We start from the raw sequence: 26,291 nt of genomic DNA, 5'->3' as shown, positions 1-26,291 counted from the left end.
GTCTACTGAAAGGTTTTCTCTTGACTGCAGCGATTCGACGTACCGTAACATTTCCTGAAATTTCAATGGAACGTTTAAAGAGCATTCTGGGTGCCTATAATGGGCACCTGAAGCAAATTGAACAGCGTTTAGATGTCAAAATTACTCATCGTGGAGATGTTTTTCACATAGATGGTGAAATTGATGCTGTTGGGAGAGCCGAAGCATTATTGCAACGACTCTACGAAGAGTCTGAGCTATCCCAGCAAATCAGTGCCGATCTATTACACCTCCTCATTCAATCTTCACAAACTGAACGCAATTTCGAGTTGGTTGGTGATGAAATGGATGAAAATGATGCGCCGCTCGATGTCTATTTCCAGACACGAAAAGGCCGCATTAATCCACGTGGTGCCAATCAAAAACGTTATGTACAACGTATTTTACAAAGCGATATTTCTTTTGGTGTAGGCCCTGCTGGTACAGGTAAAACCTATTTAGCAGTTGCCGCCGCCGTAGATATGCTAGAACGTAACGAAATCCAGCGGATTTTACTTGTACGCCCTGCTGTAGAAGCTGGAGAAAAGCTGGGTTTCTTACCTGGTGATTTAACCCAGAAAATTGACCCATATCTACGCCCTCTTTACGATGCCCTTTACGAAATGCTTGGCTTTGAAAAAGTTGCCAAGTTAATTGAGCGTCAAGTAATTGAAGTTGCGCCTCTTGCATATATGCGTGGTCGCACACTTAACCATTCATTTGTAATTTTGGATGAAGCTCAAAACACAACACCTGAACAAATGAAAATGTTCTTGACCCGTTTAGGTTTCGGCTCTCGTGCAGTAATTACAGGTGACATTACTCAAGTCGATTTACCTAAAGGTCAACAATCTGGTCTGGCACACGCACTTCGTGTACTTGAGAATATTACCGAAATTCATATTACCCGTTTCCATTCCCGCGATGTTGTACGTCATCAACTGGTTCAAAAAATTGTTGAAGCGTATGAAGGTTGGGATGGAGAACAACATCGTCTTAATGCTGAAGCTCGTGCTGAACGCAAAGCACGCCAAGAAGCGTTAATGACTGAAAACGATACAGCAGCAGACTTGCAACATCAGGATGCTTAAGGATTCATTTTGAAAATCAGTTTAAGTTTACAACAAGACCTTCAATTACCTGAGTTAGAGCTCAAACGAGCTCAACTCAAAAAAATTATTGAGACAACTTTACGCCACGTTGGTTATAACGAAGATTGTGAAATTGGCGTTGCTTGTGTCGATTTAGCAGAAAGCCAACAACTTAATCTGCAATATCGAGAGAAAGATAAACCAACCAATGTTTTATCTTTTCCAAGTGATATTCCTGAAGAAGTTTTACCAATGCTCGATGCGTTTCCTCTGGGTGACTTAGTCATTTGTATTCCAGTTGTATTGCAAGAAGCGGTTGAACAAAAGAAAACAGCTCAAGAACACTTTGCACATTTATTGGTACATGGTGTTTTACATTTACTGGGTTATGACCATGAAACTAGTGACGAAGAAGCTGAAGAAATGGAAGGGCTTGAAGTTGAAATTCTAGCAAAACTGAATATAGACAATCCCTACCAAGAACAGATCTAATCATTATTGATTAGATGAAAAACATAGTCTGCCTTCAGGTGAGATGTTGTTTAATGAACTAAAATCAATGTGGATAAGCCAAAACTTATCCACATTTTTTATTAATGCACTTCAAATTCTGCTTGAGCGGGATCGAAACGCCAAGTACGTACAATACGCAATTCAGAAATATCTTTCATATTGGTATCAAAATGTCCAAATGGTGCGCCGCGACGTACTGAAGACTTTGCAGCTTCATCCAATACCGAATGCCCTGAGCTCTCAAGTAACCGGATTGCACGAATCCCTCCTTGTGCATTTAAAATAACCATTAAACGAACTTCACCTTTCAACTGTTGCAGTTTGGCTTCTTCTGGATAATAGCGATTACCATACAACTCCACTTTCTCACGGAACTTATCTAGATAAGCAGCCGAGGCATCTTTTTTCGCCTGAATTCCATCTACTGTTTTTATTTTTTGCTGGCGGCTGAAATCTTGTCTACGTTGTAAATATTGTGCTTCAAGGCTCGCAACCATCGCAGCTTTTGCCTGGAATTGACTTTGTAATTGTTCTAATTCTTTTTTCCTTTGACTGGCGTCAGCTTGTTTTTGCCAACTCAAAACAGTCATTAAGACTTTTTCTTCAAATTTAAGCTCTCTTTGTTGCTGAACCTTTTGCAAAGTTTCTAACTGTACATCTCCAGTTGAAGCATCATTAGACATGGGATTTGGAGTATCACTAGAGGTACGGTGAGCTTCACGAAATGCGCCTGAACCTTGCTGGTCTGCTTGCGCCAAAAAGTCTGCCTGCTGCACTGGCTCATTGCTTGATCGAATTGAAATTGCAATTTCTTTAGTAGATTGCTCTGATGAGCTAGGCATCGCAAAGTGAATGAGCAACACAAAAATATGCAGTAAGATTGCCAATATTGTCGCAGCAATAAAGACTCGGTCTTGCCACCAATGATAAAAAGGCTCTATGGATAGACTTCTTTTATTCAACATAATTTTAAAAGCATGTAAATGCCTTTTCCCCACGGTTTAATACCGAATAAAATATAAACTGATATTCAAATCTGGATAAAAGTGTGATTCACTTCAAACATAGAGTTTTATCCATTTTCATTTTGTCAAAATGTATCAATTAAATTTGTTACACTGCAATATCAAAACTCGTTTTTTATCATAATAAAGATTGTGTTGGTTCTTAAGTAAATTATTTTCTGGAAGTTCTTTTATGCAAACGCTATTTTCCTCATTAGTCAGACGCCTTCAAAAAGTCTACCAAAAAGCAGAAGCATTCATTGAAGAAGAAAGAGATTTTACGCTATCACAAACCTTTCTGAATGCGACTTTACAGCGTTATGTCACCAATAATGTTGAATTTTTAGATGACCTCCATGCTGATCTTTATCATGACTGGTTAAGATTATATGCAACCATGCATGTAAAAGGCCTAGAGACGACATTATCTGTTGATTTAAAACTGATTCAGATGGAATTTAATAAAGAACAACAGCTTTTAGTTTTTGAACAAATTAGTAATACACAAATTATTGAAGCAAAATATAAAAACTTTTGGCAGAAGATTGCCGTAAAAGCCGCAGTTTTTTACTACCATAAAATTTTGAAAAAAGACCCTTTAGGAATGATTCTTGAACGTTTTAATGTAGCAGAAGAACGTGATGAACTCATATTTCTTGATCTCAACCGCTGGTTTGGTAAAAAAGCCAGTATCATCGAGACACTAGGTAAAGTGCATGTAAATTACGCACGAGTTCGTGAGGCTGAGTTAGTCGTATTTGGAAATGTTAATTTAGCCGCTCTGCTTTATCGTGATCAGGATGATGATTATGAAGATGAATTAGAAGATTCTGAAATCACGCCAATCCAGCAAAAAGATGTATAAAGCTGTGATGAATAAAAATGAATTAACTGCCAAAAAACACAAATAGATTACACATTTAGCATAAATCCTGATTTTTTCTCCATGATCAACAGGCATAATATGTTTAAGTTATAGATGCATCAGCACTGACTTTTCAGTCTGTACAAGGATATTTACTTATGGCAACAAAATTTCTGAAATCATTTGGCATCGCAACAGGTATTTCAACAACTTTGCTTTTTGCAGGCTTCTCAAGTCATGCACTTGCCATGAGCCCATTTCAGGCAAATTATCAGTTTACTTATAATAATAAAGGTATGGGTTCGGCGACACGTGCCTTAAGCCAACAAGGTAATAATTGGACTTATAATTTCACTGCAAAAGCAGGTGGAATTGCTTCTGCAAGTGAAACAAGTAAATTTAGTTTTGCTAATGGTAAAATTGGATCTCAAAGTTTTAGCCGTACCAGCAAAATTTTGATTCATAACAACACCATGAATATTAACTTTAATCCAAACAGCAAAACTATTTCTACCAAGAAAGATGATAAAGCTCGTTCATTCGCTTGGCAGGCTGGCGTACTTGACGAGTTAAATGCAGAATTACAACTTCGTGAAGACCTAAAAAATGGTTCACTTAAAACCTCTTATCCACTTGCAGATGCAAAAGAAGTTGAAAATCGTCGCTTTGTAAAACAAGGCAATGAAAAAATTAAAACATCTTATGGAACATTCGATACCATTAAAGTCGTTTTACAACACAGCAAGCCTGAACGCAGTACAGTCTTTTGGTTAGCCCCAAAACTAGATTATTTACCAGTTAAAGTCAGCCATATTGATGGTAAAACTTCTTATGGCCTGTTATTAACAAGTTATACAGGTAAGACGAATTAAAGCTTGCATTTTTTCGGATGCTTTTTAAAATACGCATTTGCTTTAAAAGCATCCGTCTAGAGGATTCTCCCGTGCACGCACTAGAACAGAAAATCTTAACAGAAGGTATCGTTCTATCTGATCAAGTCTTGAAAGTCGACGCTTTCTTAAACCACCAAATTGATCCTGTACTCATGCAGCAGATTGGTAAAGAATTTGCCGCTCGCTTTAAAGATGCAGGGATTACCAAGATTATTACCATTGAAGCATCAGGTATTGCACCTGCAATCATGGCAGGTTTGGAACTTGGTGTACCTGTAATTTTCGCTCGTAAATATCAGTCATTGACGTTAAAAGATGACTTATATCGCTCTAAAGTATTTAGTTTTACTAAACAAACTGAAAGCACAATTGCGATTTCAAACAAACACCTTCATTCAACTGATAAAGCATTAGTTATTGATGACTTCTTGGCGAATGGTCAAGCAGCATTAGGACTAATTGATTTAATTCACCAAGCCAATGCAGAAGTTATTGGCGTAGGTATTGTGATTGAAAAATCATTCCAATCAGGTCGTGATTTATTGCTTGAAAAAGGCTACCGAGTTGAGTCATTAGCACGTGTTCTTTCTCTTACAGATGGCAAAGTTACCTTTGTAAAAGAATAAATTGTGCAAATGAAAAAGAGCGGATATCCGCTCTTTTTTTATTTGTTTTTAAAGGACCCCTGAAAGCTTCTTAACAACCTCACCTAGACGCTTACCTTGTGCTTCACACAAAATCTTTTCATCCTGACTTAAGTTCTGGTCATGGCGGGGTCCGCTTACATGAGTTGCCCCATACGGTGTTCCACCTGTTTTAGTATTAGATAAAGCCGGAATTGCATTTGGTAATCCCAAAATCATCATCCCGTGATGAAATAACGGCGGCAGCATCGTGAGTAACGTGCTCTCCTGCCCACCATGCATCGATCCAGAAGAAGTAAAAACACAAGCAGGTTTATTATGTAATGCTCCATTGAGCCAAAGACTAGTCGTTTGGTCCCAAAAATATTTCATTTCACTTGCCATATTGCCGAAGCGAGTTGGGGAGCCTAATGCCAGACCTGCACAATTCGCTAAATCATCTAACGTACAGTAGATATCACCTTCTGCCGGGATGCTTGGCTCAGCTATCGTGACCACTGGAGCAATATTTGGCACTGTCCGAATTTTCACTGACATACCCGCAGACTCAACACCATTGGCAATTAAATGTGCCATTTCTTTTGTAGAGCCATATTTACTGTAATAGAGTACAAGAATGTAAGGTTGCATCGGTTTCATAAATTTTGTTAAAAAGAACACTATACGGTATTTTTTATTTTTTTGGCGAAACCAATCTTATGAAATTCTAGAGGTGATTGATTGTGTAGCATGAAAGGTAACACGAGTAAATTTTCTCAAATTCGTTGGGTAAAAGGTTTATCGACTTTTGATGAATTCTATGCCCAGACAACAGAAAGCCAACTTTCTTGAAAAAGATTAGGTCTACAATTTTTTCTATAGCGCATAGTAAACTTACAGAACGACCTTAATTCGATAAGTTATTATTTTGCTTTAATCTATGATTTGAGTTCTTAAGCTCATACTTTGATAAGCTATTAATCGCCCAACATGATGATTAAAAAAATCGGGATAGACGACGCATGTTACAACGTTTTTTAAGTAAGCTTCCTTTTTATAATAAAACCTGGTTTCAGTTCGTTTTATATGTATTTAAACGTTTTGAAGCTGATCGGTGCCGCGAACAAGCCGGCTCTCTCACTTACACAACTCTATTCGCAGTTGTGCCGATGTTAACGGTTTTTTTAGTAATTATTTCTTCAATTAAAGCGTTAGAACCTGCAAGACAACAGCTCCAACATTTGATCTATAGTAATTTTTTACCCAAGAGTACTATCGCATTTGATAAAGCGCTAAATGCTTTTACAGAAAAATCGAGCAACTTAACTGTTATTGGTGTGCTGTTTTTATTCATCACAACCGTCTTAATGCTCACGTCGATTGAAACAGTCTTTAATCGCATTTGGCGTGTAAAAGAAACTCGTAGTGGCATTATGGGTTTTATGCGTTACTGGACGATCATCTCTTTAGGCCCGATTATCTTAGGAAGTGCATTCGTCATTTCCTCGACGGTCGCTTCCATGAACATTCTCAGCAATAATTTTGCAGGATATCAACTTGATGGAGCTTTCATACTCTGGCTTATTTCTTTTCTATTAACCATTGTTGGCTTTTTTATTTTGTACTGGACTATTCCGAATCGAACAGTTCCAGTTTATGCAGCCGGTATAGCGGCCTGCTTAAGTGCTGCACTTTTTGAAATACTCAAAAACTTATTTAGCTTTGTGATGTCAAATTTCACCAGTTATGAACTTATCTATGGTGCATTTGCAGCAGTACCAATTTTCCTACTATGGATCTTTCTCTCATGGAATATTATTTTACTGGGGGTAGAGGTAAGTTTTGCTTTAACTGCTTTTCACTCAGGTAAAGAGCAAAAACGACACCCTGTTCTCATGTTACTAGATATTCTTGAGTTGTTTTATAAAAAGCAAAAACTGGGTGAAAGTGTAAGTGATAAAGAAGCCCTAGAAATTTTAGGCCGAGGAGAAGTTGGACGCTGGCCCTCTTATGTACTTCTACTTGAAGAGCAAAATTTGATTAAGCGTACAGATAAAGATGAATATGTTTTAGTTCGTAATTTGTCTCAAGTCGACTTCTGGAGCTTTTTTACGGCTCTTCCATATCCACTCCCTTTACGCCAAGATGTCCAAAATGTGCATGATGACGATGAATGGATGGAAAAAATTGGTCCAGCTTTAGTTGAGTCTAATGACTATCTAGCTGCAAAACTTTCTATTCCCCTCTCCACAATTCTTGAAGAGAAATAAGTAGGTAGCAGCTTCTCATTTAATTAGTTGTACTCTAATTCTTAGCTCATAAAAAACCCTATTATTGAAAAATAATAGGGTTAAAAATATGTAGGAGCGTAAATGGGATTACGCTTTTACAAAAGTTTCCCACGTAAAATCTTGTGTTGCACCCTTTAATGTCATCTTCAACTGATCACCCGAGTGTAATGGTCCAACACCCGCAGGTGAGCCTGTCATAATCACATCACCTGGTTCTAGTGAAAAGACCTGATTAATATCAACCAATAGATCGCCAATAGTAAACATTAATAGTTCAGTATTCCCATCTTGACGTAACTCATCATTAATATGGAACGTGAATTTAGTTTCTTGCCAATCTGTAATTTCGCTCAAATCGACCCAGTCTGCCAAAACACAAGCACCATCAAAAGCTTTTGCACGCTCCCATGGGTGACCTTTAGTTTTCAGGTCATTCTGTAAATCACGCATTGTTAAGTCAAGACCTAAAGTCACTGCCCCAATCGCTTTTAATGCTTTCTCAGGGTCAGTTTCACCTTTTAAAGGCTGATCAATACGTAAAACTAATTCACACTCAAAATGACAACTGCCCCAAGCTGAATTCCATGAAATACCGTCATTTAAACCAATCAAGCTACTAGGTGGTTTAATAAATAATATAGGTCTGTCAGGCATAGCATTATTTAATTCTTTGACATGATCGGCATAACTTCTGCCTACGCAAACGATTTTTGAAGGACGTGTATTCATGAGGCTTCCTTTGTTGTTGCGGCTGATAAGTCCAATAATTTATTTCTTAAATGTATTTTCAAATATAGTTTGATCTGAAACCTGTGCAAATGCTCGCTTTGGCACAATAATTACAGTTTTATTTTTTAGCTCAAGCATGTAAGTCAGCTTGCCTTTAGCAAAGGTTTGCACATCTGAATATTGCATCACTTGTTTACGACCGCTGGCATAAAGCTCAAAATAATCTTGATAGAGGTCGATTCCCTGCTCACTCTTTCCAAACTGGTAACGAACAAATTGACGTTTAAATAACATCGGTAAAAGCCAATAACGCATCAGCCCTTGCATCACCAGAAAAAAAATACCTAGCCCAACATAATATCGACCAACCCCAGAGAAACCTAAATAAAGTCCCCAAATAATAATTGCGATACTAATCGCAGGTGTTAGAAAACGGGTAAATTGTTTTTTCCCAAATGTCACTAATGAAAATCCATCTTGTGACTCTTCTAAATTCAAATAGTAACGTAAAGATAAAGCTGTTTTTTGCTCAGTCATTGCACTGCATCGATACTCAATAAATCGGAACTATTAGAGCATATTCATTTCAGCTTTAAAATGAATCAAAGGCTATTTTTTGTTTTGCTCAAAAGTAGCCTTAGTAGCGAGATTAAAAATATTTTTCGTTGCATATATGGAACGTAGATTCATATTTATTGGGCTTATTTCACTTTTTAAAATTTCTACAATAAGAGCATCACCTTCTTAGTGGAATGTCTCATGTCTTTTTTTGCAAAATTATTTGGCTTAAATCAAAAAGCAACTGTCTCAAAAGATGTGGTTATCCAAACCACTCAAGAGACGAATCTTCCCAATGAAACAAGCTTTTTAGAATTAATTAAAAAACGCCGTTCTATTTATTCAATAGGAAAAAACTTAAAACACTCTCCTACTGAAATTGAAAAACTAATTCAAGAGGCTGTAAAACATAGCCCATCTGCCTTTAACTCCCAATCTTCTCGCGTTGTGGTTTTATTTGACCAATCACACCAAAATTTCTGGAATATAGTTCTAGATGTATTAAAAACGATTATTCCGGCAGAAGCCCTAACTGGAACTGAACAGAAAATTCAAAGTTTTGCATCAGGCGCAGGTACAGTTTTATTTTTTGAAGACCAAGATGTGATTAAAGGTCTACAAGAGCAATTCGAGCTATATGCCGATAACTTTCCAATCTGGTCTGAGCATTCAACAGCAATTGCACAATTTGCAGTATGGAACGTCCTAGCTGAACAAGGAATTGGCGCTTCATTGCAACACTATAATCCAATCATTGATGAGAAAATTAATGCAGCTTTTAATATTCCTACTCATTGGAAATTAAGAGCTCAATTAGTATTTGGTTCAATCGAAGGCGAAGCAGGTGAAAAAGCTTTTATTGAAGATGAAAGCCGTTTTAAAACATTTGGCTAATCTTTTCCACCTTTAATTTTTTTCAAAGCTGGTTGCCATGAACACTAGCTTTTAATAAAGATGATAAAAATCAGACACAAAAAAACCGCTATATTATAGCGGTTAATTCTTCAAGTGGTGCGCTCAGAGAGATTCGAACTCCCGACCCCTTAGTTCGTAGCCAAGTGCTCTATCCAGCTGAGCTATGAGCGCGTACTTGATGTTGCGCATTATACGCATTTTTCAAAGCTTAGGAAGCCTTTTTTCATCTTTCTGTCATTAACCGTCTAGTTCTTAGCCAGCACCCTATTTTACATAAAATAGTAGCTAAAATTATTGGTGTTTTTCTCACCTAAGATGTATTTGAAATATTTTTTTTCAAATAAGTTTTATAGGCTTTTTGAAGTATTTGGTCATATACCTAGAAGTTAAAGGCGACTATTTTAGTCAACATTATAGAAATAAAATATTTCTAGTTAAGCTCTAACAATATAGGCCTAAGTAAAATTTATCTAATATAATGATTCAAATAAATGAAAATATAAGTAAAAATATAATTAATTAAAAAAATATTATATAAAAACCATTATTATTTTTACGTCTAAATTAAATGAATTATTATTTCTTTAAATATTATTTAATATCAAAAAATGTGACTAGAAATACACATTGACAGCTTTTGAGATCTAACTAATACTAAATTCCAATTATTGAGATACAAATCTCATTAATTATGTAGCGCAATAAATAATACTTACTTAAAAATACATAATTATATAGGAAATAGACCAACATGTTCTTACTAAAAACTCTTGTTTCTTCGATATCAAAAGTTACTCAAGACTTAGGTAATATTATATCGGTGAATACTAACGTAACTGGTGGCTCTTCAGTTGATGGTCACATATCAACCTCTGGCCTACTTTCAGACACTCTATCTACAGCAACAAATACGCTTACAACAACCACAACTGGCCTTGTTTCCGATGCTGTTGGTACTGTTACAGGTAGTATTGGTTCTACAAACCCTGTAGATACTGTCACTAATATTATTGGCGGAGTAACTGGTGGTATTAATGGTGGTAATCCTCTTGAAACCGTAACCAATATCATTGGTGGCGTAACAGGTGGCATTGATCTTGGAACCTCACCAATCGCTCCTGTTATTAATGTTGTTCAAGGTGGTATCGATATTCTTCAAGGTGTAGAAAGCCTCAAAACTGAAATTATTAACACAGGTATTGAAACTGTAGCCGACGCTATTATCGGCGTCCTTCCTCAAACTGAGCACCCAGTTTCTGAAATTGCTGACTTGGGTACATTAACTTTTGAAACTTCTCGCGACACAGTAAATGGCGCTCTTGAAGTTGTTTCTGATTTGGTTGGTGGCGACATCCAAGGTGCAACTGAATCTGCTACTGGTATTCTTGATACGCTTATCACCAACGGTACGACTGCTACAGGTATTGTGACTGGTGTTGTTGGAAGTGTTACAGATGTTGTTGGTGGCGTAACTGGCGGTGTTGATGGTAACCCGCTTGAAGTGATTACCGACATTATCGGCGGCGTAACCGGCGGTGTTGACGGCAACCCACTTGAAGTAATTACTGACATTATCGGTGGGGTAACTGGTGGTATCGGTGGTGGCACATCCCCAATCTCTCCAGTTATTGATGTTGTTCAAGGTGGTATCGATATTCTTCAGGGCGTAGAAAGCTTAAAAACTGAAATTATTAATACAGGTATCGACACTGTTGCCGACACAATCATTAGCATCCTTCCACAAACTGAACATCCTGTTTCAGACCTAGCAGATCTTGGTACATTAACTTTCGAAACTTCTCGCGACACAGTAAACGGCGCACTTGAAACTGTTTCTGATTTAGTCGGTGGCGATATTCAAGGCGCAACTGAATCTGCTACAGGCATTCTCGATACACTTATCACCAACGGTACAACTGCAACAGGAATTGTCAATAATATTATCGGCGGTGTAACCAGTGGTGATAGCCCTCTTGGCGTAGTAACCGATATTATTGGTGGGGTAACTGGTGGCGTTGGTGGTAATCCGCTTGAAGTGATCACTGATATTATTGGTGGCGTAACTGGCGGTGTGGACGGTAATCCACTTGAAGTGATTACTGACATCATTGGTGGCGTAACTGGCGGTGTGGACGGTAATCCACTTGAAGTGATCACTGACATCATCGGTGGCGTAACTGGCGGTGTTGACGGTAACCCACTTGAAGTGATTACTGACATTATCGGCGGCGTAACTGGCGGTGTTGACGGTAATCCACTTGAAGTGATTACTGACATCATCGGTGGCGTAACTGGCGGTATCGGTGGTGGAACGTCTCCAATCTCTCCGGTGATTGACGTAGTTCAAGGCGGTATTGATATTCTTCAAGGTGTCGAAAGCTTAAAAACTGAAATTATTAACACTGGTATTGACACAGTTGCTGACACAATTATCGGTATCCTTCCACAAGCAGAACATCCTGTTTCTGAAATTGCAGACCTCGGTACGTTAACTTTCGAGACTTCACGCGACACAGTAAATGGTGCTCTTGAAGTGGTTTCTGATTTAGTCGGTGGTGATATTCAAGGCGCAACTGAATCAGCGACTGGTATTCTTGATACGCTTATTACAAATGGTACGACTGCAACGGGCTTATTAACAGAAATCCTTGGCGGAGTGACAGGAACTATTGGTGGCGCAACTGGTAGCGTTGGTGGTGATAGCCCTCTTGGCGTAGTAACTGATCTTCTCGGTGGTTTAACTGGTGGAGTTACTGGCGGTGACAGTCCTCTTGGTGTAGTAACTGACCTTCTGGGTGGCTTAACTGGTGGGGTTACTGGCGGTGTGGGTGGTGACAATCCAATTGGTATCGTAACAGATATCGTGGGCAGCTTAACCGGCGGTGTTACGGGTGGAAGTGGTTTAGATGTTATTTCTAATTTACTTGGCGGATTAACTGGAGGCAGCTTACTCGGTGGAGTAACTTCTACAGTATCTAGCGTAACAAATACAACGCACACTATCGTACCTTCATCATTACTTACTGATCACTTCCTAGAAAACTCTTTCAATACTGTTTAATATAATTAAACAAAAGAAAGCCACTTATAGTAAGTGGCTTTCTTTATTAATATATTTTTAAATATTAATTCATTTCTTGCCATCTATAATATTTCTTATGCGCCAACTCTAACATTGCATAATCATTAGGCGTATCACCATAAGCATAAATTGTAGGATATTGGCTTAAATCATATTTATTTTTTATTCTATTTACTTTTTCTAAATAACCACAATCACCATCAATAAAATGACCTGTTAAAATACCATTATGTATTTCAAGTTGATTGCATATAACATCTAAACCTAAAGAGTGGCACCAACTTTCTAAATAAACGCCTAATGATGCAGATACAACAACAATTTGATCACCTTGCTGTTTATGCCAGAGAATACGCTCCAAAGCATTTTCACGAACACATTTAGGAAGTACTTTTTTTGCAAACTCTTGGCCCATATATTTTAGGGAATTCGCATCATAGCCTACATACCCTACCTGACAGAGCTTAGTCCGAATAGTTTTATCCGTTACCCAACCAAGTTTATAACCTGCTATATATGGCGCAAGTCGGATACCGCCGACTATTTGAGTTTTTCTATTCAACGAAAACTTAAGAAATAAGCTAAATGTGTCGTTGTGAGTGATCGTGCCATCAAAATCAAATAAAGCTAGATTCATTTATGATTATCTCTAATATAATTAAAAAGTTATAAATTTAGATTTTTTTAAAATTACTAAAAAACAAGCACAAAAAAACCGCTATAAAAGCGGTTAATTCTTCAAGTTGGTGCGCTCAGAGAGATTCGAACTCCCGACCCCTTAGTTCGTAGCCAAGTGCTCTATCCAGCTGAGCTATGAGCGCGTAACTTATGTGCCTTTCAGCGATTCGTTCTATTTTACTTGGTGCGCTCAGAGAGATTCGAACTCCCGACCCCTTAGTTCGTAGCCAAGTGCTCTATCCAGCTGAGCTATGAGCGCATTAAGTAATGGCGGTGAGAGAGGGATTCGAACCCTCGATACCAGTAATAGGTATGCTTCCTTAGCAGGGAAGTGATTTCAGCCACTCATCCACCTCACCGGAACGAGCCGCCATAATACAAACTAAAACCACATTGATCAAGTCATCATACTGAAATTTTCTTGTTTTTTAGTTCAATGAATTACTTTTTAAGCAATTTACTCATTATTTTCGTCTTTTTCGATCAAACGCTTGTTAAGATAGATATTATTTCTTCATCAAAATACTGTAGTGCATAACACATTATTGCAAACCTAAACGTGCAGTTCGGGTCTGCATGGCTTATGCTAAACTTATCTGCCAAGCGTGAAACCAAACGACATGACAAAAAACTGGGCTGACCCTGAAGCGAAAGCTGAAGCTGAACGTTATGACAATCCTATTCCAAGCCGTACTCTTATTTTAGATACATTGGAGCAGGTGCAAACACCACAATCTCATGCAGAGCTTGTCGATCATTTTAATATTCATGACCAAAAAAGTATCGAAGCGTTAAGTCATCGTTTAAGTGCTATGGTTCGTGATGGTCAAATCATGAAAGACGGTTTTAAATTTCAGTTGGTGGCAGATCAACCAACATATGAAGCAACTGTTTATATTAATAGTAAAGGTTTAGGTACAGCACATATTGATGGTCAAACTGACCTCTTACTTCCTGAACGTGAATTACGTTTAGTATTTAATGGCGACCGAGTTAGAGTGCGCCAGACTTCGGTAGACCGTAAAGGTAAACCTTGGGGGTTTATTACAGAAGTTTTACAACATCGCGTCAAACAATTGATCGGTAAATTGTCAGTTCATGAGGGCGAATATTTTATTCAACCCAACAGCCCTAATCAGCACCAACCTATTCCTTTAGAAAAAGAACTCGTAAAACACGCTGAAGCAAATGTTGGCGATATGCTACGTGTTGCAATTGATAGCTATCCGACCCGCGAAGAGTTTTCAACGGCGCATATTATTCAGTCTATGGCCGATAAAGCTGATACAGAAATTATCATTCCACAAACTATTCTTGAATTTGGTTTGCCATATGAGTTTCCAGATCAGGTATTAAAAGAAGCTGAAAGCTTTAAAGAACCATCTGCTCAAGACCGTGAAGGTCGTATTGATTTAAGAGATTTGGCACTCGTTACAATTGATGGTGAAGACGCTCGAGATTTTGACGATGCAGTTTATGCAGAAAAACGTCCGGGTGGTGGTTACCGTGTTGTGGTGGCAATTGCAGACGTAAGTCATTATGTACGCTTAGACTCAGCCCTCAATGAAGAAGCTGAGGAACGAGGTACTTCTGTATACTTCCCTCACTTTGTATTACCAATGCTACCAGAGGCATTGTCAAATGGTCTGTGCTCTCTGAATCCGCATGTAGACCGTTTATGTATGGTCTGTGACCTTAAACTCTCTCGTACAGGCCGTGTGACTGGATTTGAGTTTTATCCATCAGTCATGCACTCAAAAGCGCGTTTGACCTATACCCAAGTAGCACAATATTTTGAAGGCGCAACAGATGCGATTCCAAAAGATCGCGATGTTCATAAATCCTTAAATACGCTTTTCCAGCTTTATCAAATTTTGAAAAACTTACGTGCTGACCGTCATGCAATGGAATTTGAAACCATTGAAACGTACATGACTTTTGATGAGCTAGGCGGGATTAAAGAAATTTTGCCACGTACACGTAATGAAGCTCATAAGCTGATTGAAGAATGTATGTTGCTTGCTAACGTAGCTGCAGCTGAATATGCGTTAGAAAATGATATCCCAATGTTGTATCGCGTACATGAAGCTCCTGAGTTTTCACGTATTCAGAAAGTAAAAGACTTTGTGAAATTACTTGGTCTACCCTTCCCTGACCAGCCAACTCAAGCAGATTATCAACGAGTAATTGAGGCAACAAAAGACCGTATTGATGCACCAAGCATTCATGCCGTGCTATTACGCTCAATGATGCAAGCTTATTATGGCGCAAAAAATGCGGGGCACTACGGTTTGGCTTATGAAGCCTATACGCATTTCACTTCGCCAATCCGTCGTTACCCAGATCTATTGTTACACCGTGCCATTAAAGCTCATCTAAAACAAAAACCTTCTCCACTTTCTGGCGCTGCGCTAGATGACGCTGGTGAACATTTCTCTAAAACTGAACGCCGTGCAGATGAAGCATCTCGTAGTGTAACGACTTGGTTGAAATGTCACTATATGCAACAGCATTTAGGCGAGGAATTCATTGGTATCGTAAGTGCCGTAACTGAATTTGGTTTGTTCGTGACACTGAAAGACTTATATGTCGATGGCATGATTCATATTAGCCAACTCGGTGATGACTTCTTTATTTATGACCAAGCGAGTCAAAATCTTGTAGGCCAAAATAGAGGTCAAGTTTTTGGTTTAGGCGATGAAGTTAAAATTCAGGTTGCTGGCGTAAATCTTGAAGAACGTAAAATTGACTTCCAGCTTCTTCAACAAGTCACACATGCAGGACGAGTAGTTCGTAGCCGAGCTCCACGCACAACCAAAACATCTTCACAAGCAACTGAAGAAGTTTTCAGCAAACCGACTGTCAGTACTGATGGAGAAAGACCTGTTCACAAAAAGAAAGAAAAAGGGAAGCCTAGTTCTTATACTAAAAAGCCTGGTAAAAAAACTTCTGCAAAAGCTGAAAGTAAACCAGAAAAAGTAAAGAAAAAGTCTAAGCCTAAAAAGAAAAAAGCGAATGCAAAATCAAAGGCTGAATAATTAAACAATAGATGTTGCCAGCCTAGAAATAAGCTCCGATTTGGAGCTTATTTCTTTTTAAAAAGCTTATTTTGCAAATTAAACTTGATTTCCTACCTGACAGGACCTACATCTAATACCATGTTTAAAAAATAATGTGGCTAACAGCAATGACTTTTCAACAAGCGACCTTACCAACTCCACGTTTTGATCAAATTGAATTAGAAAATTTAAAAGAAGACATCCAACAAGCGATTCAAGCAGGTCAAGAATTTTTAAATACGCTTACAGTTGTACCTAGCGATACCGCTCAACAACTTGCCGTACTTGAACAAGTCGATACACTTGAAAACAACCTCAGTGAATCATGGGGTGTTTTATCGCATTTAAACGCGGTGATGAACAATGCTGAAACCAGAGAAGTCTATCAATCGTTATTACCAGCTTTGAGCGAATACTATACTCAGCTTGGTCAACACACGGCGCTCTATCAAACGTATCAACATATCCATGATGGTCAGGGCTATACGTCTCTTAGTCCAGCCCAACAAAGTGCTATTCGCCTTGCTTTACGTGATTTTAAACTTTCAGGTGTGGCTTTAGAGGGCGAAGAGAAAAAACGTTATGCAGAGATTTCTGCACGTTTGTCACAAATTTCTTCTGATTTTTCTAATCATGTACTTGATGCAACACAAGCTTACTTTAAACCCCTTACAGAAGCTGAGTTAAAAGGTCTTCCAGAAAGTAATATTGAGCTATTAAAACAGTACGGTAAACAACGTGAACTCGACCAAGCTGTTGCAACGCTGGACTTCCCCGCTTACTTTGCCATTATGACTTATGCAGATGATCGAGCATTACGTGAAGAGCTTTACAGAGCTTATGTGACTCGTGCTTCTGATCAATCTGAGCAAGCTGAATTTGATAACAGTAAAATTATGGAAGAAATTTTGAGTCTTCGTCAAGAAATGGCGAAACTACTCGGTTTCAATAATTATGCTGAATATTCTCTTGCAAGCAAGATGGCGCCAGATGTAAAAACAGTACATGAGTTTTTGGTTGATCTAGCCGAACATGCACGTGCCCCTGCTCTCCAAGAAGTTGCTGAACTTCGAGATATTGCTAAACAAGATGGGTTAGATGAACTTCAACCTTGGGATACCACTTATTATTCTGAAAAGCTTAAACAACAACAGTTCAACTTATCTCAAGAAGCGTTAAAACCTTACTTCCCTGCACCTAAAGTCATTCAAGGATTATTCCAGATCGTGCAGCGCTTATATGGCATTAACATCATTGAGCGACAAGCACCCGTCTGGCATCCAGATGCACGTTATTTCGAGTTAGAAGACCAAGGCCAAGTAATTGGTGGATTCTTCTTTGACATCTATGCACGTACGGGCAAACGTGGTGGTGCATGGATGAATGGTTTCCGCTCACGCATGCAGACTCTTCACGGTCTGCAAAAACCAATTTGCTACATGGTATGTAACTTTACACCTCCAGTAGGTGATCAGCCTGCTTTACTGACTCATGATGAAGTCATCACCTTATTCCATGAGTTTGGACATGGTTTACATCATATGCTAACCGAAGTAGATAACATTTCGGTTGCAGGTACTCATGGTGTTGCTTGGGATGCGGTAGAACTACCAAGTCAGTTCATGGAATTCTGGTCTTGGGATAAAGAAAGTCTAGATGTATTAAGTGAGCACATTGAGAGTAAACAGACCTTACCGCAAGAATTGCTCGATGCTTTATTAAATGCCCGCTTCTTCCAATCTGGCATGCAGACTTTACGTCAACTTGAATTTGCCTTGTTTGATTTAACAATTCACACCAAAACACCAGCACTGAACAGTGAGCAAATTCAGCAGACTTTAAATGAAATACGTAGCCAATATGCTGTCGTTCCTACTGTCGGATACAACCGTTTCCAACATAGCTTCAGCCATATTTTTGCTGGTGGTTATGCGGCTGGTTATTACTCATACAAATGGGCAGAAGTGTTAGCTAGCGATGCATTTGACCGTTTTGAACATGAAGGCATTTTCAATACTCAAACGGGTAAAGAATTCCGTCAGGCGATTTTAGCTGTAGGTGGAAAAGACACTGCTCTTGAAGCATTTGTTAATTTCCGTGGCCGTGAACCTAAAATTGATGCATTGTTACGTCATCAAGGTTGGACGAATGACAGCAAAACCGCTTAAACTATGGGCCTAAATTGATCGTGTGGTTAGGGTGATAAAGATGAAAAAACGTTTCATTGCTGGGGCTAAATGTCCAAAATGTGAAGCAACAGATCGGATTGTCATGCTAACCACCGCTGAAGACGAATGGATTGAATGTATCGAATGCGGTTATAGCGAAAATCGTCCGACTCATATTGATGAGCCTGAAACACCTGCTGTACCTGATGAAGTTGGAGTAATACAGTTCAAGCCTCGTCGTCCTGACTAAAGGTCTTAGAGATGCCACTACAAAGAAAACAAAACTCAAAACTATTGTGGATTTTAATTGGGGGCTTAAGCATTCTCGTAGTGCTTTTTTTCGCTGCACAATGGTTTTTCAAAAAAACCGAGTCAGCCGCACCAATGGTTGATCCTCATCCTGTTTCGACACCTGCGCCTGTTAAAACCAATGATCCATCATCAGGTTCTGAACCGATAGCAGAGGCTGCGAGTTCACAACAACTGGTGAATGAAGATGTACTTAAACAGCCTGTACCTGCTCAAGAATCTTTAGCTAAAGAAGAAGTGTCTAAACTCGATGACATCCACCGTCAGTTGCAAGATCAAGAAAGTTCATTAAAAGCTCAGCATGCAGATGCAGATCAATTAACGAAACTCAAAGAAGAACAAGTTAAATTGCTTGAAGCTCAGCTCAAACAGCAATAGTTTTTCAATGGGAACTTAAAAAGCTAAAGTTATTCATCTTTAGCTTTTTTATTTTAATTAAAATAATTCTAGTCATCTTTTTTCCAAAATTTACTGAATTCTACTACTAAAAAAGCCCTCCTTTTAGGAGGGCTTTTTGTATAACAGATACTTTAATTTAAGTTATTTATACCAATCGAATAACTTGAACACATACGGTACATAAGTAACCAATACCAATGATGAGAACAAGACAATAATTGGTAGTAACCAGCGCTCATAACGGAAGTAGAAACTTGTATATTTCTCTTTCGCTTCAGCATCCGCCGCATTAACTTCATCATCTCCGACGGACAACCGCGTGAGTAGATGGTTCAAGGCTACTGGTGGCGTTACATAACCAAACTCGAATGCAACTAATACAATCATCCAGAAGTGAATTGGATGAATACCATTTTCGTATGCCACAGGCGCAATGGTTGCAGCAACTAAAATTACAGCACCAAATGGATCTGTACACATACCAATAATGGCAAGCAATAGTGCAATACATGCCAGTGATATATAAATACTGCCTAAATGAGTCGGTAACAATTCAACCACTTCAGAGCGTTCAATTAAACCACCTACACTTGCAGACAATGCCATCAAGATAATTAGTGCACCAATATGGCCGACAGTTTCTGAGGTCGCAAAACGAAGTGCTCCACCAAAACCAAGACGGTATTGAGAACTATGCGGATCATGTGACTGCAAGAATGGTGATTTTTGTTCATGTTCACGAACAATTGCTTCATGAATATTGATTGCAGGAGCTTCTTTTGTAGACACCAATTTGTCATACAAGATCATTGCGATCAGGACTAATGGCAAAATTACTGGTGCAGTAAATTCATTCATTCCTGTGTCTAGCGCATATTTATAGATCGCAAGAACAACAACAGTAATCAGAATGTATGGGATCACAGGTACAAAGGCACGTAACATACCCGGAATCGCTACTTTTGGTGAATTCACGCGGAATTTTTCTTCAGCCAATAGTAATGACACACCCAAGAAAATAAATGCGGTTAGCCAAAATACATAAATACCATGGCCAAACAATTCATCGGACGTTACATGACGGCTATCAAGCATGGCAATTAAAACGACCAATAGACATGGACGTACAACTACCCCTAAAGAACCTGACATTGCAGAAACAGCCAAAGCATATTGACGGCGAGCACCTGCATTCCAAACTTCTTTATAAATAATTGCACCTGCCGCAATAACGAAGATACCTGATGCACCTGTATAAGCCGTTGGTACCGCAGCTGCAATTAGAATTAACCATGTTAGGGTTTCTGGTGCCAAATTCCATGGACGAAGCACGTTAAGGAATAAATCCATAACACGTGTTTGGGTTAGGAGCATACCTGCCCAAATAAACAAGGCAAGGTTTAAGAAAATACCTGAAAACTCAACCAATAAACCAAGGTAAATCCCTTGCCCCATTGGATAATCCATAAAGAATGTAAATACGATACCCGTAATCAAAGCCATGTAAGCATATAAAGGCACACTTAAAAGGGCTAAACCAATATTACCGCCTTCGCGTTTTGGTGGAGGTGAAACAAATAATTGATAAAGACTAATTAAGGTCAGAACAACAAATAGAATCATCCATATCCAGTAAATAGTTACCGTTTCATAGGTAGGTATTACCCCAGAATTAATAACTGAACGATACTGGCTGATTACAGAGGTACTGAGTAAGGCATTACCAATCACCATAAAGATGGAATAGACTTTGTAATCTATTTTTGTTGCCGGATTACGTAAGCCAATATGATGAAATTTTAACGATGCCGTAATCGCAGAAATCAGAACCATAAAGATGAGTAAAATGGCACGATTCTCTGTACCAAATTTAAAAATACCAAAGAAACCTGTTTCGACAGCACGGTAAGTACGCACCCCTGGGTTAGCTTCGATATATTTAATTGTCTTGTCATATGCCTGATATTTCTCGTCACATTGTTGCTGCGCAGCGAGTAGCGATGCACGGACATCACTTTCCGATGCTGCACCAAAGAAACTCGAGAAATCATCAGATGCATTCGCTTTCATTTGTTCTTTTACTTGGGCATCGATATTTGGATGTCGATCACAAGTCGGCTTTTCAGGTTCAGCACGCAAAAATGAATATTGCATGCCTATAGCAGGGTCACCATAAAGACGCTCCCCGATACGTAATAATTGTCCGTGGATCATTTCCCCGGTACCAATTATTAAAGTCATTAATAGCAGAGTGAGGATGACGAATGTTGAGATCCATTCGTTCCAGATATAACCCAGCAGACCTAATCCAGATCTTTTTTCTTGATATTCTTGCATAAATATTCCAATTTTGTTCTCTCAAGTCCCTAAAAAATAAAGACTTGAGTCATGCAATTTTCTTGGTCAGGGGTTAAATCCATACCCCTTCTACCAATCCCTTTATTCAACGATCAAATTTGCATCAAACTTTATTAATAAAGAATGACTAAAATCACTTTTTTAACAGTTCGTATTGTCAATATTTCTTTTTTAATCTCTGTACCAGCCAATAGCACCCACCAAAGATTGCGCCACCAATCGCGCCATAGAGATGAGCTTCAGTTAAAACTGGGCTTCCTATTAACTGAGCCGTTCCTGTTTGCCCAAAGGTATTTTCCCATATCAGTTTTGCAATAATTAATCCTAAAACCAGAAAAGCAAAATTCCGTTCTTTACGATATTGCAAATAAACTAAAGCAACTGCTGTATAGAGCCCATGTAACACACCAGACAGCCCTGCATACGCTTCGATATAAGGCAAATAGAAATAGAACACCAGACTAATGAACGGTGGTAAAAGCAGAAGCAGACTTAAAAGATGCCACGCTTTGGTATGCGGGAAGATAAACGGTAAACAGGCGAATGCCATCATATTTAAAAGGAAATGAATCCACCCAACGTGTACCCAGTGTGCTGTCCACAAACGCCAGAATTCGCCAAGTAGGCTTTCACGCCAATAAATAAATGTATCAGGAAACACCTGTAGACAGGCAGACACAGAAATGCACACTGCGACCAAAAGCACTTTATGATTCAGTACATGATCCTTCATGGCACACTCCTTGAAATTAAACTTCTTGCTACCATTGTAAAACTTAACAACAGTCTCGCAAGAAGTTAACCTTTCAAATATTTTACTGCGCTGCTGGTGGAGCAGATGAATCTGCAGGAGCTTCAGATGCGGCCCCTCCATCAAACAATTCATCTAACTCTGCCGCACCTTCATTCTTATCATCCCAGAAATGTGACATACCATCATCTCCGGTACGCACACCTGTATGCTCAGTCCAGTAACGGTCAGAAATACCGCGTACAATCAGACCAGCCATACTATCGATTAACTTAAAGTTCGGATTGACAGGCTTATCATCAGCTTGAGATGCGGCATATGATCTTAATGCATCACGGATTTTTGCATCATCACCACTTGCTTGGGCAGCTACCGCATACAAAGCATGGGACAGGCGAACACCCTTTTGTTCACCAATTTGAACTGATTGCTTTAACGTTTGATATGGGTCAGGTTTCCCTTCATCAGCCCCAGGCAGTAAGGTCCAAATAACAGCACGTGTTGCATTAGGTGCGCCCCAGAATTTTTCATTATCTAGACAAACCATGCCGCGCTCTACAATAGCCGCAATATCTTTTGGAACATTGACTGCACCACCAGAGTTAATATCATTGGTTACAGCCTGAAGACCACTAATCATTCCAAGTAAATATACAGTTTGATCAGTATCACTACGCATCGTTGGACAAGAATCACCTAAATGATATTTATATTTAGATTCCCAACGGTCAGCGAACAACTTATAGCCCGTATATTGACGCTCAGCAGCAATGGCTGCCCAACGTTTCTGTGCAATACGAGCATCTTGAGCTTCGGTTACTTGACCCGCTTTTGATGCACGTAAATAACGTAATTCCTGTTCTAACGCTTGGTTTTCCGCACATACACCTGATGCGGCATACATTAATACAGCAACACGAGTTGGATCTGCACCCATACCTTTGGTAGACATAATTGCAGGTGTTAATGCACTACCCGTATTACAAACCATTTCAGCATCTTGCATTGCTAAAATAGGTGGAACGACGTGCTTTTCCGTAAAACCTAAAGCAACATTTGCTCCGGTTTTCACGACGTATGAACAACCTGATAAAACTGAAGCTGCAAGCAAACTTACCGCCAAACCTTGGCTTATTTTTTGGACTTTAGACATCTTCCTGTCCTCTATGTAATTTGTTTTTTCCTTTTCAGATGTACATTAGCAGATGCATATCTTGAATAAAAGAGTAATTACTCTAATTGTAGCGCTTATACTTTGACATACTTCACAGTAGATAAAATTGACAGTTTTTTCAGAAAAAAGAAATTTTAGGCAAAAAAAAGTAGCATTGCGACGGTTCAGCACATGCTACTTATTAACTGAGATAAGCTTTTAACGGCTTATATTATTTTTGTTCTATATAATCCTTAAGTAAAGTTCCTGCTCTTCCTACTACCACAGCCATAAGCACTGCAATTAACAGAAACATCCACATTGAAATCTCCATGAGAGACCTCCTTACTACAATCGCACCCAGTTATAAACTGGACACTTGATGAAATTAATCGACTAACCAATTTAATAATTGACTGATCGACGACCTTGCATCCTCTGTCTCTTAACTTTGTTAAAATTAACTTTGTTAAGATGTTCCCTGAGTAAAGTTCCTGCTCTTCCGATCACCACTGCCAAAATGATGGCAATGACCAAGAACGACCATGTTGGCATCTCCATTTTGAGACCTCCGACACACTTTACGTTGGTGTTTGTACTTTAACCGATCAACTAGATACCCATAGGTGAAATTGTCAGACAATTGTATTTCCTTAGCTTTTTTCTAATTTTTAATTAGACAATCCTAAACTCAAGCAAAAAAATAAAGATTAAATTATTGTTTTTTATAGTTTTTAAATAAATATACAAATGTAGAATTGTCTAACAATTAATGAAGTTTCTGTAAGACTTTTAGCTTTTTCCAATGCACCGAAGGAAGTTGATCAAACCAAATTATGGCTACCTTTATAGGTGCCTCCTCAAAATAAATAACCATAAACAGCTGATAATCAATTATTTTAGAAATTTCCACACGAGAAATTATCTTTTGTGAGGAGTATGCAATTGACCACGATTTTTGGTCTAAATATGCAATTTGAGAAATTTGTGATTGTCTTAAAAAAAATAGAAAACTTATAGATAAAAGGATGAAAGTAATCAACCACCAAATGGGTGATAACAATTGATAAAGTAGGATAGCTAAACTCAAGCCAATAAAAAGCTGAAATATTATCGAGAAACGACTATATTTCAGCTCAAAATTCAATTCTTTTATCAAAACAGTTTAGCCATGTACGTACTGTTTTAATTTATAAATAAATTCACGTAACTCTGTACGTGGAGGTTCAGAAACTTCCATGAACCAATCGAGTAAATCAGGATCTTCTTGTTCAACTAACTCTGCAAATAAGGCCTTCTCTGCCGAATCCGCTTTTAGATAATAGTTTTTTACATAAGGGTCAAAATAGACGTCAATTTCTTTTAAGCCGCGGCGTGCTCGATAAATTACTTTACGTTCTTCCAAGGTCATTTCGTCAGACATTTATTTCCCCATCTGCGTTGATAGTGCGCTTAGTTTACCTGATCACATTCCAAAGATCGCTAAAAATATCAAATTGACCAAATTTATCATCTTGTATTCATAATTGAGCATTCATCACATTGTTACATAAGCAAGGCTTCCGTATGTTTAAGTTCATAACATCACACCTGAACCAAGGAAGAAATACAAATGCAATCTGGTGCTATCCGTCCCATTCCAAATATGTTACCGAGACAACTATTTAACGAAGAACATGAGGCATTCCGCGAAACAGTTCGTAAATTTTATGAAAAAGAAGTTGTTCCCAATATTGAAAAATATGAAAAACAGCAACATGTTGATCGAGACCTTTGGAATAAGGCCGGAGAATTAGGCCTCTTGTGTACCACAATGCCAGAGCAATATGGTGGGTCTGGAGTAGACCGCTTGTACAGTATGATCTTAATTGAAGAGCAAGCTTATGCTATGGATTCGAGTACGGGCTTTTCTTTGCATTCAGATATTGTTGCCAATTATGTGAACAACTTTGGTAATGAAGAACAAAAACAAAAGTGGTTACCAGAAATGGCAACAGGAGAAGTGGTCACGGCTATTGCCATGACTGAGCCTGGTACTGGTTCTGATTTACAAGCAGTAAGAACCACAGCTGTACTTGATGGTGATGATTACGTCATTAATGGTTCTAAAATTTTCATTACCAATGGCTACTTATGTGACATGGTCGTAGTGGTTTGTAAAACGGGTAATAACGACAAAGGTTCAGCAAACTTATCACTCATTATTGTTGAAGCAGACCGAGCGGGCTTTAGTAAAGGTAAGCCTCTGAATAAAATTGGAATGAAAGGTCAAGATACGTGCGAATTGTTTTTTGATAACGTTCGTGTTCCTAAAGAAAATCTTTTAGGTATGGAAGGCATGGGCTTTATTATGCTCATGAAAGAGTTAGCTTGGGAACGAATGCTAGTTGCTATTATTTGTCAGGCAGGAGCTGAAGCGGCATTTGCGCATACTGTCCAATATGCAAAAGACCGTAAAGCATTTGGCAAACCTGTTAGTGCATTTCAAAATACGCGTTTTAAACTTGCTGAACTTAGAACAGAAATAGATTTCTGCCGTACCTATCTAGATCGTTGTATGGAATTACAACTTGAAGAAAAATTGAGTGTGGAAGCTGCCGCAGCTGCTAAATATAAAATTTCAGACATGTTCTCAAAAGTTGTAGATGAGTGTCTTCAATTGCATGGTGGCTATGGTTACATGCTTGAATATCCAATAGCGCGTGCCTACATAGATCATCGAGCAAATCGAATTTATGCAGGTACCAATGAAATCATGAAAGAGTTAATTTCAAGAACACTTTAATACCTTCATAAGAAAAGGGGCATTAAGCCCCTTTTCTTTATCTAATATC

23 protein-coding genes and 4 tRNA genes are annotated in these 26,291 nt (G+C 38.6%); 13 read left to right on the top strand and 14 right to left on the bottom strand.

The window, feature by feature from the left end:
- The first annotated feature begins 20 nt into the window (after nt 1-20).
- Together ASF86_RS12955 and ybeY are read left to right on the top strand one after the other, a co-directional pair.
- Complete coding sequence (locus tag ASF86_RS12955) at nt 21-1,109, top strand: PhoH family protein (protein WP_003653596.1); 1,089 nt, start codon at nt 21-23, stop codon at nt 1,107-1,109.
- 9 nt (nt 1,110-1,118) lie between these two features.
- Nucleotides 1,119-1,601, top strand: a complete 483-nt coding sequence (ybeY, locus tag ASF86_RS12950) for an rRNA maturation RNase YbeY (protein WP_017390193.1) — start codon at nt 1,119-1,121, stop codon at nt 1,599-1,601.
- Between the two features lie 101 nt (nt 1,602-1,702).
- Here ybeY and ASF86_RS12945 read toward each other — a convergent pair whose 3' ends face one another.
- Nucleotides 1,703-2,587 (bottom strand): energy transducer TonB, encoded by an 885-nt coding sequence (locus ASF86_RS12945; protein ID WP_056482670.1) that lies wholly within the window; start codon nt 2,585-2,587, stop codon nt 1,703-1,705.
- A 232-nt stretch (nt 2,588-2,819) separates the two neighbouring features.
- On the opposite strand from ASF86_RS12945, the gene ASF86_RS12940 reads away from it, so the two are divergent.
- The 3 genes from ASF86_RS12940 (at nt 2,820) to ASF86_RS12930 (ending at nt 5,010) form a co-directional block, all read left to right on the top strand.
- Nucleotides 2,820-3,491 (top strand): hypothetical protein, encoded by a 672-nt coding sequence (locus ASF86_RS12940; RefSeq protein ID WP_005038515.1) that lies wholly within the window; start codon nt 2,820-2,822, stop codon nt 3,489-3,491.
- A gap of 158 nt (nt 3,492-3,649) precedes the next feature.
- Nucleotides 3,650-4,363, top strand: a complete 714-nt coding sequence (locus ASF86_RS12935) for a DUF3108 domain-containing protein (protein ID WP_003653602.1) — start codon at nt 3,650-3,652, stop codon at nt 4,361-4,363.
- 71 nt (nt 4,364-4,434) lie between these two features.
- A complete protein-coding gene (locus ASF86_RS12930) occupies nt 4,435-5,010 on the top strand; it encodes a xanthine phosphoribosyltransferase (RefSeq protein WP_056482667.1) in 576 nt (191 codons plus the stop codon).
- 48 nt (nt 5,011-5,058) lie between these two features.
- On the opposite strand, the gene wrbA is transcribed toward ASF86_RS12930, so the two are convergent.
- Complete coding sequence (gene wrbA, locus ASF86_RS12925) at nt 5,059-5,667, bottom strand: NAD(P)H:quinone oxidoreductase (protein ID WP_005038513.1); 609 nt, start codon at nt 5,665-5,667, stop codon at nt 5,059-5,061.
- A 362-nt stretch (nt 5,668-6,029) separates the two neighbouring features.
- On the opposite strand from wrbA, the gene ASF86_RS12920 reads away from it, so the two are divergent.
- Nucleotides 6,030-7,277: a YihY family inner membrane protein gene (locus tag ASF86_RS12920; protein WP_005038511.1), complete on the top strand. Its 1,248-nt coding sequence runs from the start codon at nt 6,030-6,032 to the stop codon at nt 7,275-7,277.
- A 108-nt stretch (nt 7,278-7,385) separates the two neighbouring features.
- Here the strand turns inward: ASF86_RS12920 and ASF86_RS12915 are convergent, their stop codons facing one another.
- Both ASF86_RS12915 and ASF86_RS12910 read right to left on the bottom strand, forming a co-directional pair.
- Nucleotides 7,386-8,027, bottom strand: coding sequence for a fumarylacetoacetate hydrolase family protein (locus ASF86_RS12915; RefSeq protein WP_056482664.1), 642 nt, complete (start codon nt 8,025-8,027; stop codon nt 7,386-7,388).
- 39 nt (nt 8,028-8,066) lie between these two features.
- The gene (locus tag ASF86_RS12910; protein ID WP_003653610.1) at nt 8,067-8,564 is read right to left on the bottom strand and encodes a YcxB family protein; all 498 of its coding nucleotides are present in this window, start codon (nt 8,562-8,564) and stop codon (nt 8,067-8,069) included.
- Between the two features lie 222 nt (nt 8,565-8,786).
- Here ASF86_RS12910 and ASF86_RS12905 point away from each other — a divergent pair, with 222 nt between their 5' ends.
- On the top strand, nt 8,787-9,479 hold the full coding sequence (locus ASF86_RS12905; protein WP_056482661.1) for a nitroreductase family protein: 693 nt from the start codon (nt 8,787-8,789) through the stop codon (nt 9,477-9,479).
- Nucleotides 9,480-9,594: 115 nt separating this feature from the next.
- Here the strand turns inward: ASF86_RS12905 and ASF86_RS12900 are convergent.
- A tRNA-Arg gene (locus ASF86_RS12900) sits at nt 9,595-9,671 on the bottom strand.
- A gap of 580 nt (nt 9,672-10,251) precedes the next feature.
- On the opposite strand from ASF86_RS12900, the gene ASF86_RS12895 reads away from it, so the two are divergent.
- Nucleotides 10,252-12,561 (top strand): beta strand repeat-containing protein, encoded by a 2,310-nt coding sequence (locus tag ASF86_RS12895; protein ID WP_056482658.1) that lies wholly within the window; start codon nt 10,252-10,254, stop codon nt 12,559-12,561.
- Between the two features lie 64 nt (nt 12,562-12,625).
- Here the strand turns inward: ASF86_RS12895 and ASF86_RS12890 are convergent, their stop codons facing one another.
- The 4 genes from ASF86_RS12890 to ASF86_RS12875 form a co-directional block, all read right to left on the bottom strand.
- A complete protein-coding gene (locus ASF86_RS12890) occupies nt 12,626-13,219 on the bottom strand; it encodes an HAD family hydrolase (protein WP_056482655.1) in 594 nt (197 codons plus the stop codon).
- A gap of 107 nt (nt 13,220-13,326) precedes the next feature.
- Nucleotides 13,327-13,403: transfer RNA gene (locus ASF86_RS12885), tRNA-Arg, on the bottom strand.
- Between the two features lie 39 nt (nt 13,404-13,442).
- Nucleotides 13,443-13,519: transfer RNA gene (locus ASF86_RS12880), tRNA-Arg, on the bottom strand.
- A 9-nt stretch (nt 13,520-13,528) separates the two neighbouring features.
- Nucleotides 13,529-13,619: transfer RNA gene (locus ASF86_RS12875), tRNA-Ser, on the bottom strand.
- Between the two features lie 261 nt (nt 13,620-13,880).
- On the opposite strand from ASF86_RS12875, the gene rnr reads away from it, so the two are divergent.
- The 4 genes from rnr (at nt 13,881) to ASF86_RS12855 (ending at nt 19,174) form a co-directional block, all read left to right on the top strand.
- A complete protein-coding gene (rnr, locus tag ASF86_RS12870) occupies nt 13,881-16,298 on the top strand; it encodes a ribonuclease R (RefSeq protein ID WP_056482652.1) in 2,418 nt (805 codons plus the stop codon).
- A gap of 134 nt (nt 16,299-16,432) precedes the next feature.
- Entirely contained in the window at nt 16,433-18,487 is a 2,055-nt protein-coding gene (locus tag ASF86_RS12865) for a M3 family metallopeptidase (RefSeq protein ID WP_056482649.1), read from the top strand.
- A gap of 40 nt (nt 18,488-18,527) precedes the next feature.
- Nucleotides 18,528-18,737 carry a YheV family putative zinc ribbon protein gene (locus ASF86_RS12860; protein ID WP_016140118.1) on the top strand — a complete coding sequence of 70 codons (210 nt, stop codon included), beginning with the start codon at nt 18,528-18,530 and terminating at the stop codon, nt 18,735-18,737.
- 11 nt (nt 18,738-18,748) lie between these two features.
- The gene (locus ASF86_RS12855) at nt 18,749-19,174 is read left to right on the top strand and encodes a hypothetical protein (protein ID WP_056482646.1); all 426 of its coding nucleotides are present in this window, start codon (nt 18,749-18,751) and stop codon (nt 19,172-19,174) included.
- A gap of 162 nt (nt 19,175-19,336) precedes the next feature.
- Here ASF86_RS12855 and ASF86_RS12850 read toward each other — a convergent pair whose 3' ends face one another.
- The 5 genes from ASF86_RS12850 to ASF86_RS12830 form a co-directional block, all read right to left on the bottom strand.
- Nucleotides 19,337-21,532, bottom strand: coding sequence for a TRAP transporter large permease subunit (locus ASF86_RS12850; RefSeq protein ID WP_056482643.1), 2,196 nt, complete (start codon nt 21,530-21,532; stop codon nt 19,337-19,339).
- Nucleotides 21,533-21,710: 178 nt separating this feature from the next.
- Complete coding sequence (gene rrtA / locus ASF86_RS12845) at nt 21,711-22,286, bottom strand: rhombosortase (protein WP_003653628.1); 576 nt, start codon at nt 22,284-22,286, stop codon at nt 21,711-21,713.
- Between the two features lie 82 nt (nt 22,287-22,368).
- The gene (locus tag ASF86_RS12840) at nt 22,369-23,457 is read right to left on the bottom strand and encodes a hypothetical protein (protein ID WP_003653630.1); all 1,089 of its coding nucleotides are present in this window, start codon (nt 23,455-23,457) and stop codon (nt 22,369-22,371) included.
- A 769-nt stretch (nt 23,458-24,226) separates the two neighbouring features.
- Nucleotides 24,227-24,616 carry a hypothetical protein gene (locus tag ASF86_RS20095; protein WP_056482640.1) on the bottom strand — a complete coding sequence of 130 codons (390 nt, stop codon included), beginning with the start codon at nt 24,614-24,616 and terminating at the stop codon, nt 24,227-24,229.
- 6 nt (nt 24,617-24,622) lie between these two features.
- Complete coding sequence (locus tag ASF86_RS12830; protein WP_017388310.1) at nt 24,623-24,880, bottom strand: succinate dehydrogenase assembly factor 2; 258 nt, start codon at nt 24,878-24,880, stop codon at nt 24,623-24,625.
- A gap of 189 nt (nt 24,881-25,069) precedes the next feature.
- Here ASF86_RS12830 and ASF86_RS12825 point away from each other — a divergent pair, with 189 nt between their 5' ends.
- Nucleotides 25,070-26,242, top strand: coding sequence for an acyl-CoA dehydrogenase family protein (locus ASF86_RS12825; protein WP_056482638.1), 1,173 nt, complete (start codon nt 25,070-25,072; stop codon nt 26,240-26,242).
- Nucleotides 26,243-26,291 lie beyond the last annotated feature (49 nt).

It is taken from the genome of Acinetobacter sp. Leaf130, from assembly GCF_001423205.1.
Lineage (GTDB): Bacteria > Pseudomonadota > Gammaproteobacteria > Pseudomonadales > Moraxellaceae > Acinetobacter > Acinetobacter calcoaceticus.
Note: the sequence above shows the minus strand (reverse complement) of the source record. Positions and strands in the feature narration are given on the sequence as shown.

Bases quoted from the DNA above. Each gene is read 5' to 3' on its own strand.
- ASF86_RS12945 (WP_056482670.1), bottom strand. From the start codon at position 2,587: ATGTTGAATAAAAGAAGTCTATCCATAGAGCCTTTTTATCATTGGTGG.
- ASF86_RS12940 (WP_005038515.1), top strand. From the start codon at position 2,820: ATGCAAACGCTATTTTCCTCATTAGTCAGACGCCTTCAAAAAGTCTAC.
- ASF86_RS12935 (WP_003653602.1), top strand. From the start codon at position 3,650: ATGGCAACAAAATTTCTGAAATCATTTGGCATCGCAACAGGTATTTCA.
- wrbA (WP_005038513.1), bottom strand. From the start codon at position 5,667: ATGAAACCGATGCAACCTTACATTCTTGTACTCTATTACAGTAAATAT.
- ASF86_RS12920 (WP_005038511.1), top strand. From the start codon at position 6,030: ATGTTACAACGTTTTTTAAGTAAGCTTCCTTTTTATAATAAAACCTGG.
- ASF86_RS12915 (WP_056482664.1), bottom strand. From the start codon at position 8,027: ATGAATACACGTCCTTCAAAAATCGTTTGCGTAGGCAGAAGTTATGCC.
- ASF86_RS12910 (WP_003653610.1), bottom strand. From the start codon at position 8,564: ATGACTGAGCAAAAAACAGCTTTATCTTTACGTTACTATTTGAATTTA.
- ASF86_RS12905 (WP_056482661.1), top strand. From the start codon at position 8,787: ATGTCTTTTTTTGCAAAATTATTTGGCTTAAATCAAAAAGCAACTGTC.
- ASF86_RS12895 (WP_056482658.1), top strand. From the start codon at position 10,252: ATGTTCTTACTAAAAACTCTTGTTTCTTCGATATCAAAAGTTACTCAA.
- ASF86_RS12890 (WP_056482655.1), bottom strand. From the start codon at position 13,219: ATGAATCTAGCTTTATTTGATTTTGATGGCACGATCACTCACAACGAC.
- rnr (WP_056482652.1), top strand. From the start codon at position 13,881: ATGACAAAAAACTGGGCTGACCCTGAAGCGAAAGCTGAAGCTGAACGT.
- ASF86_RS12865 (WP_056482649.1), top strand. From the start codon at position 16,433: ATGTGGCTAACAGCAATGACTTTTCAACAAGCGACCTTACCAACTCCA.
- ASF86_RS12860 (WP_016140118.1), top strand. From the start codon at position 18,528: ATGAAAAAACGTTTCATTGCTGGGGCTAAATGTCCAAAATGTGAAGCA.
- ASF86_RS12855 (WP_056482646.1), top strand. From the start codon at position 18,749: ATGCCACTACAAAGAAAACAAAACTCAAAACTATTGTGGATTTTAATT.
- ASF86_RS12850 (WP_056482643.1), bottom strand. From the start codon at position 21,532: ATGCAAGAATATCAAGAAAAAAGATCTGGATTAGGTCTGCTGGGTTAT.
- rrtA (WP_003653628.1), bottom strand. From the start codon at position 22,286: ATGAAGGATCATGTACTGAATCATAAAGTGCTTTTGGTCGCAGTGTGC.
- ASF86_RS12840 (WP_003653630.1), bottom strand. From the start codon at position 23,457: ATGTCTAAAGTCCAAAAAATAAGCCAAGGTTTGGCGGTAAGTTTGCTT.
- ASF86_RS12830 (WP_017388310.1), bottom strand. From the start codon at position 24,880: ATGTCTGACGAAATGACCTTGGAAGAACGTAAAGTAATTTATCGAGCA.
- ASF86_RS12825 (WP_056482638.1), top strand. From the start codon at position 25,070: ATGCAATCTGGTGCTATCCGTCCCATTCCAAATATGTTACCGAGACAA.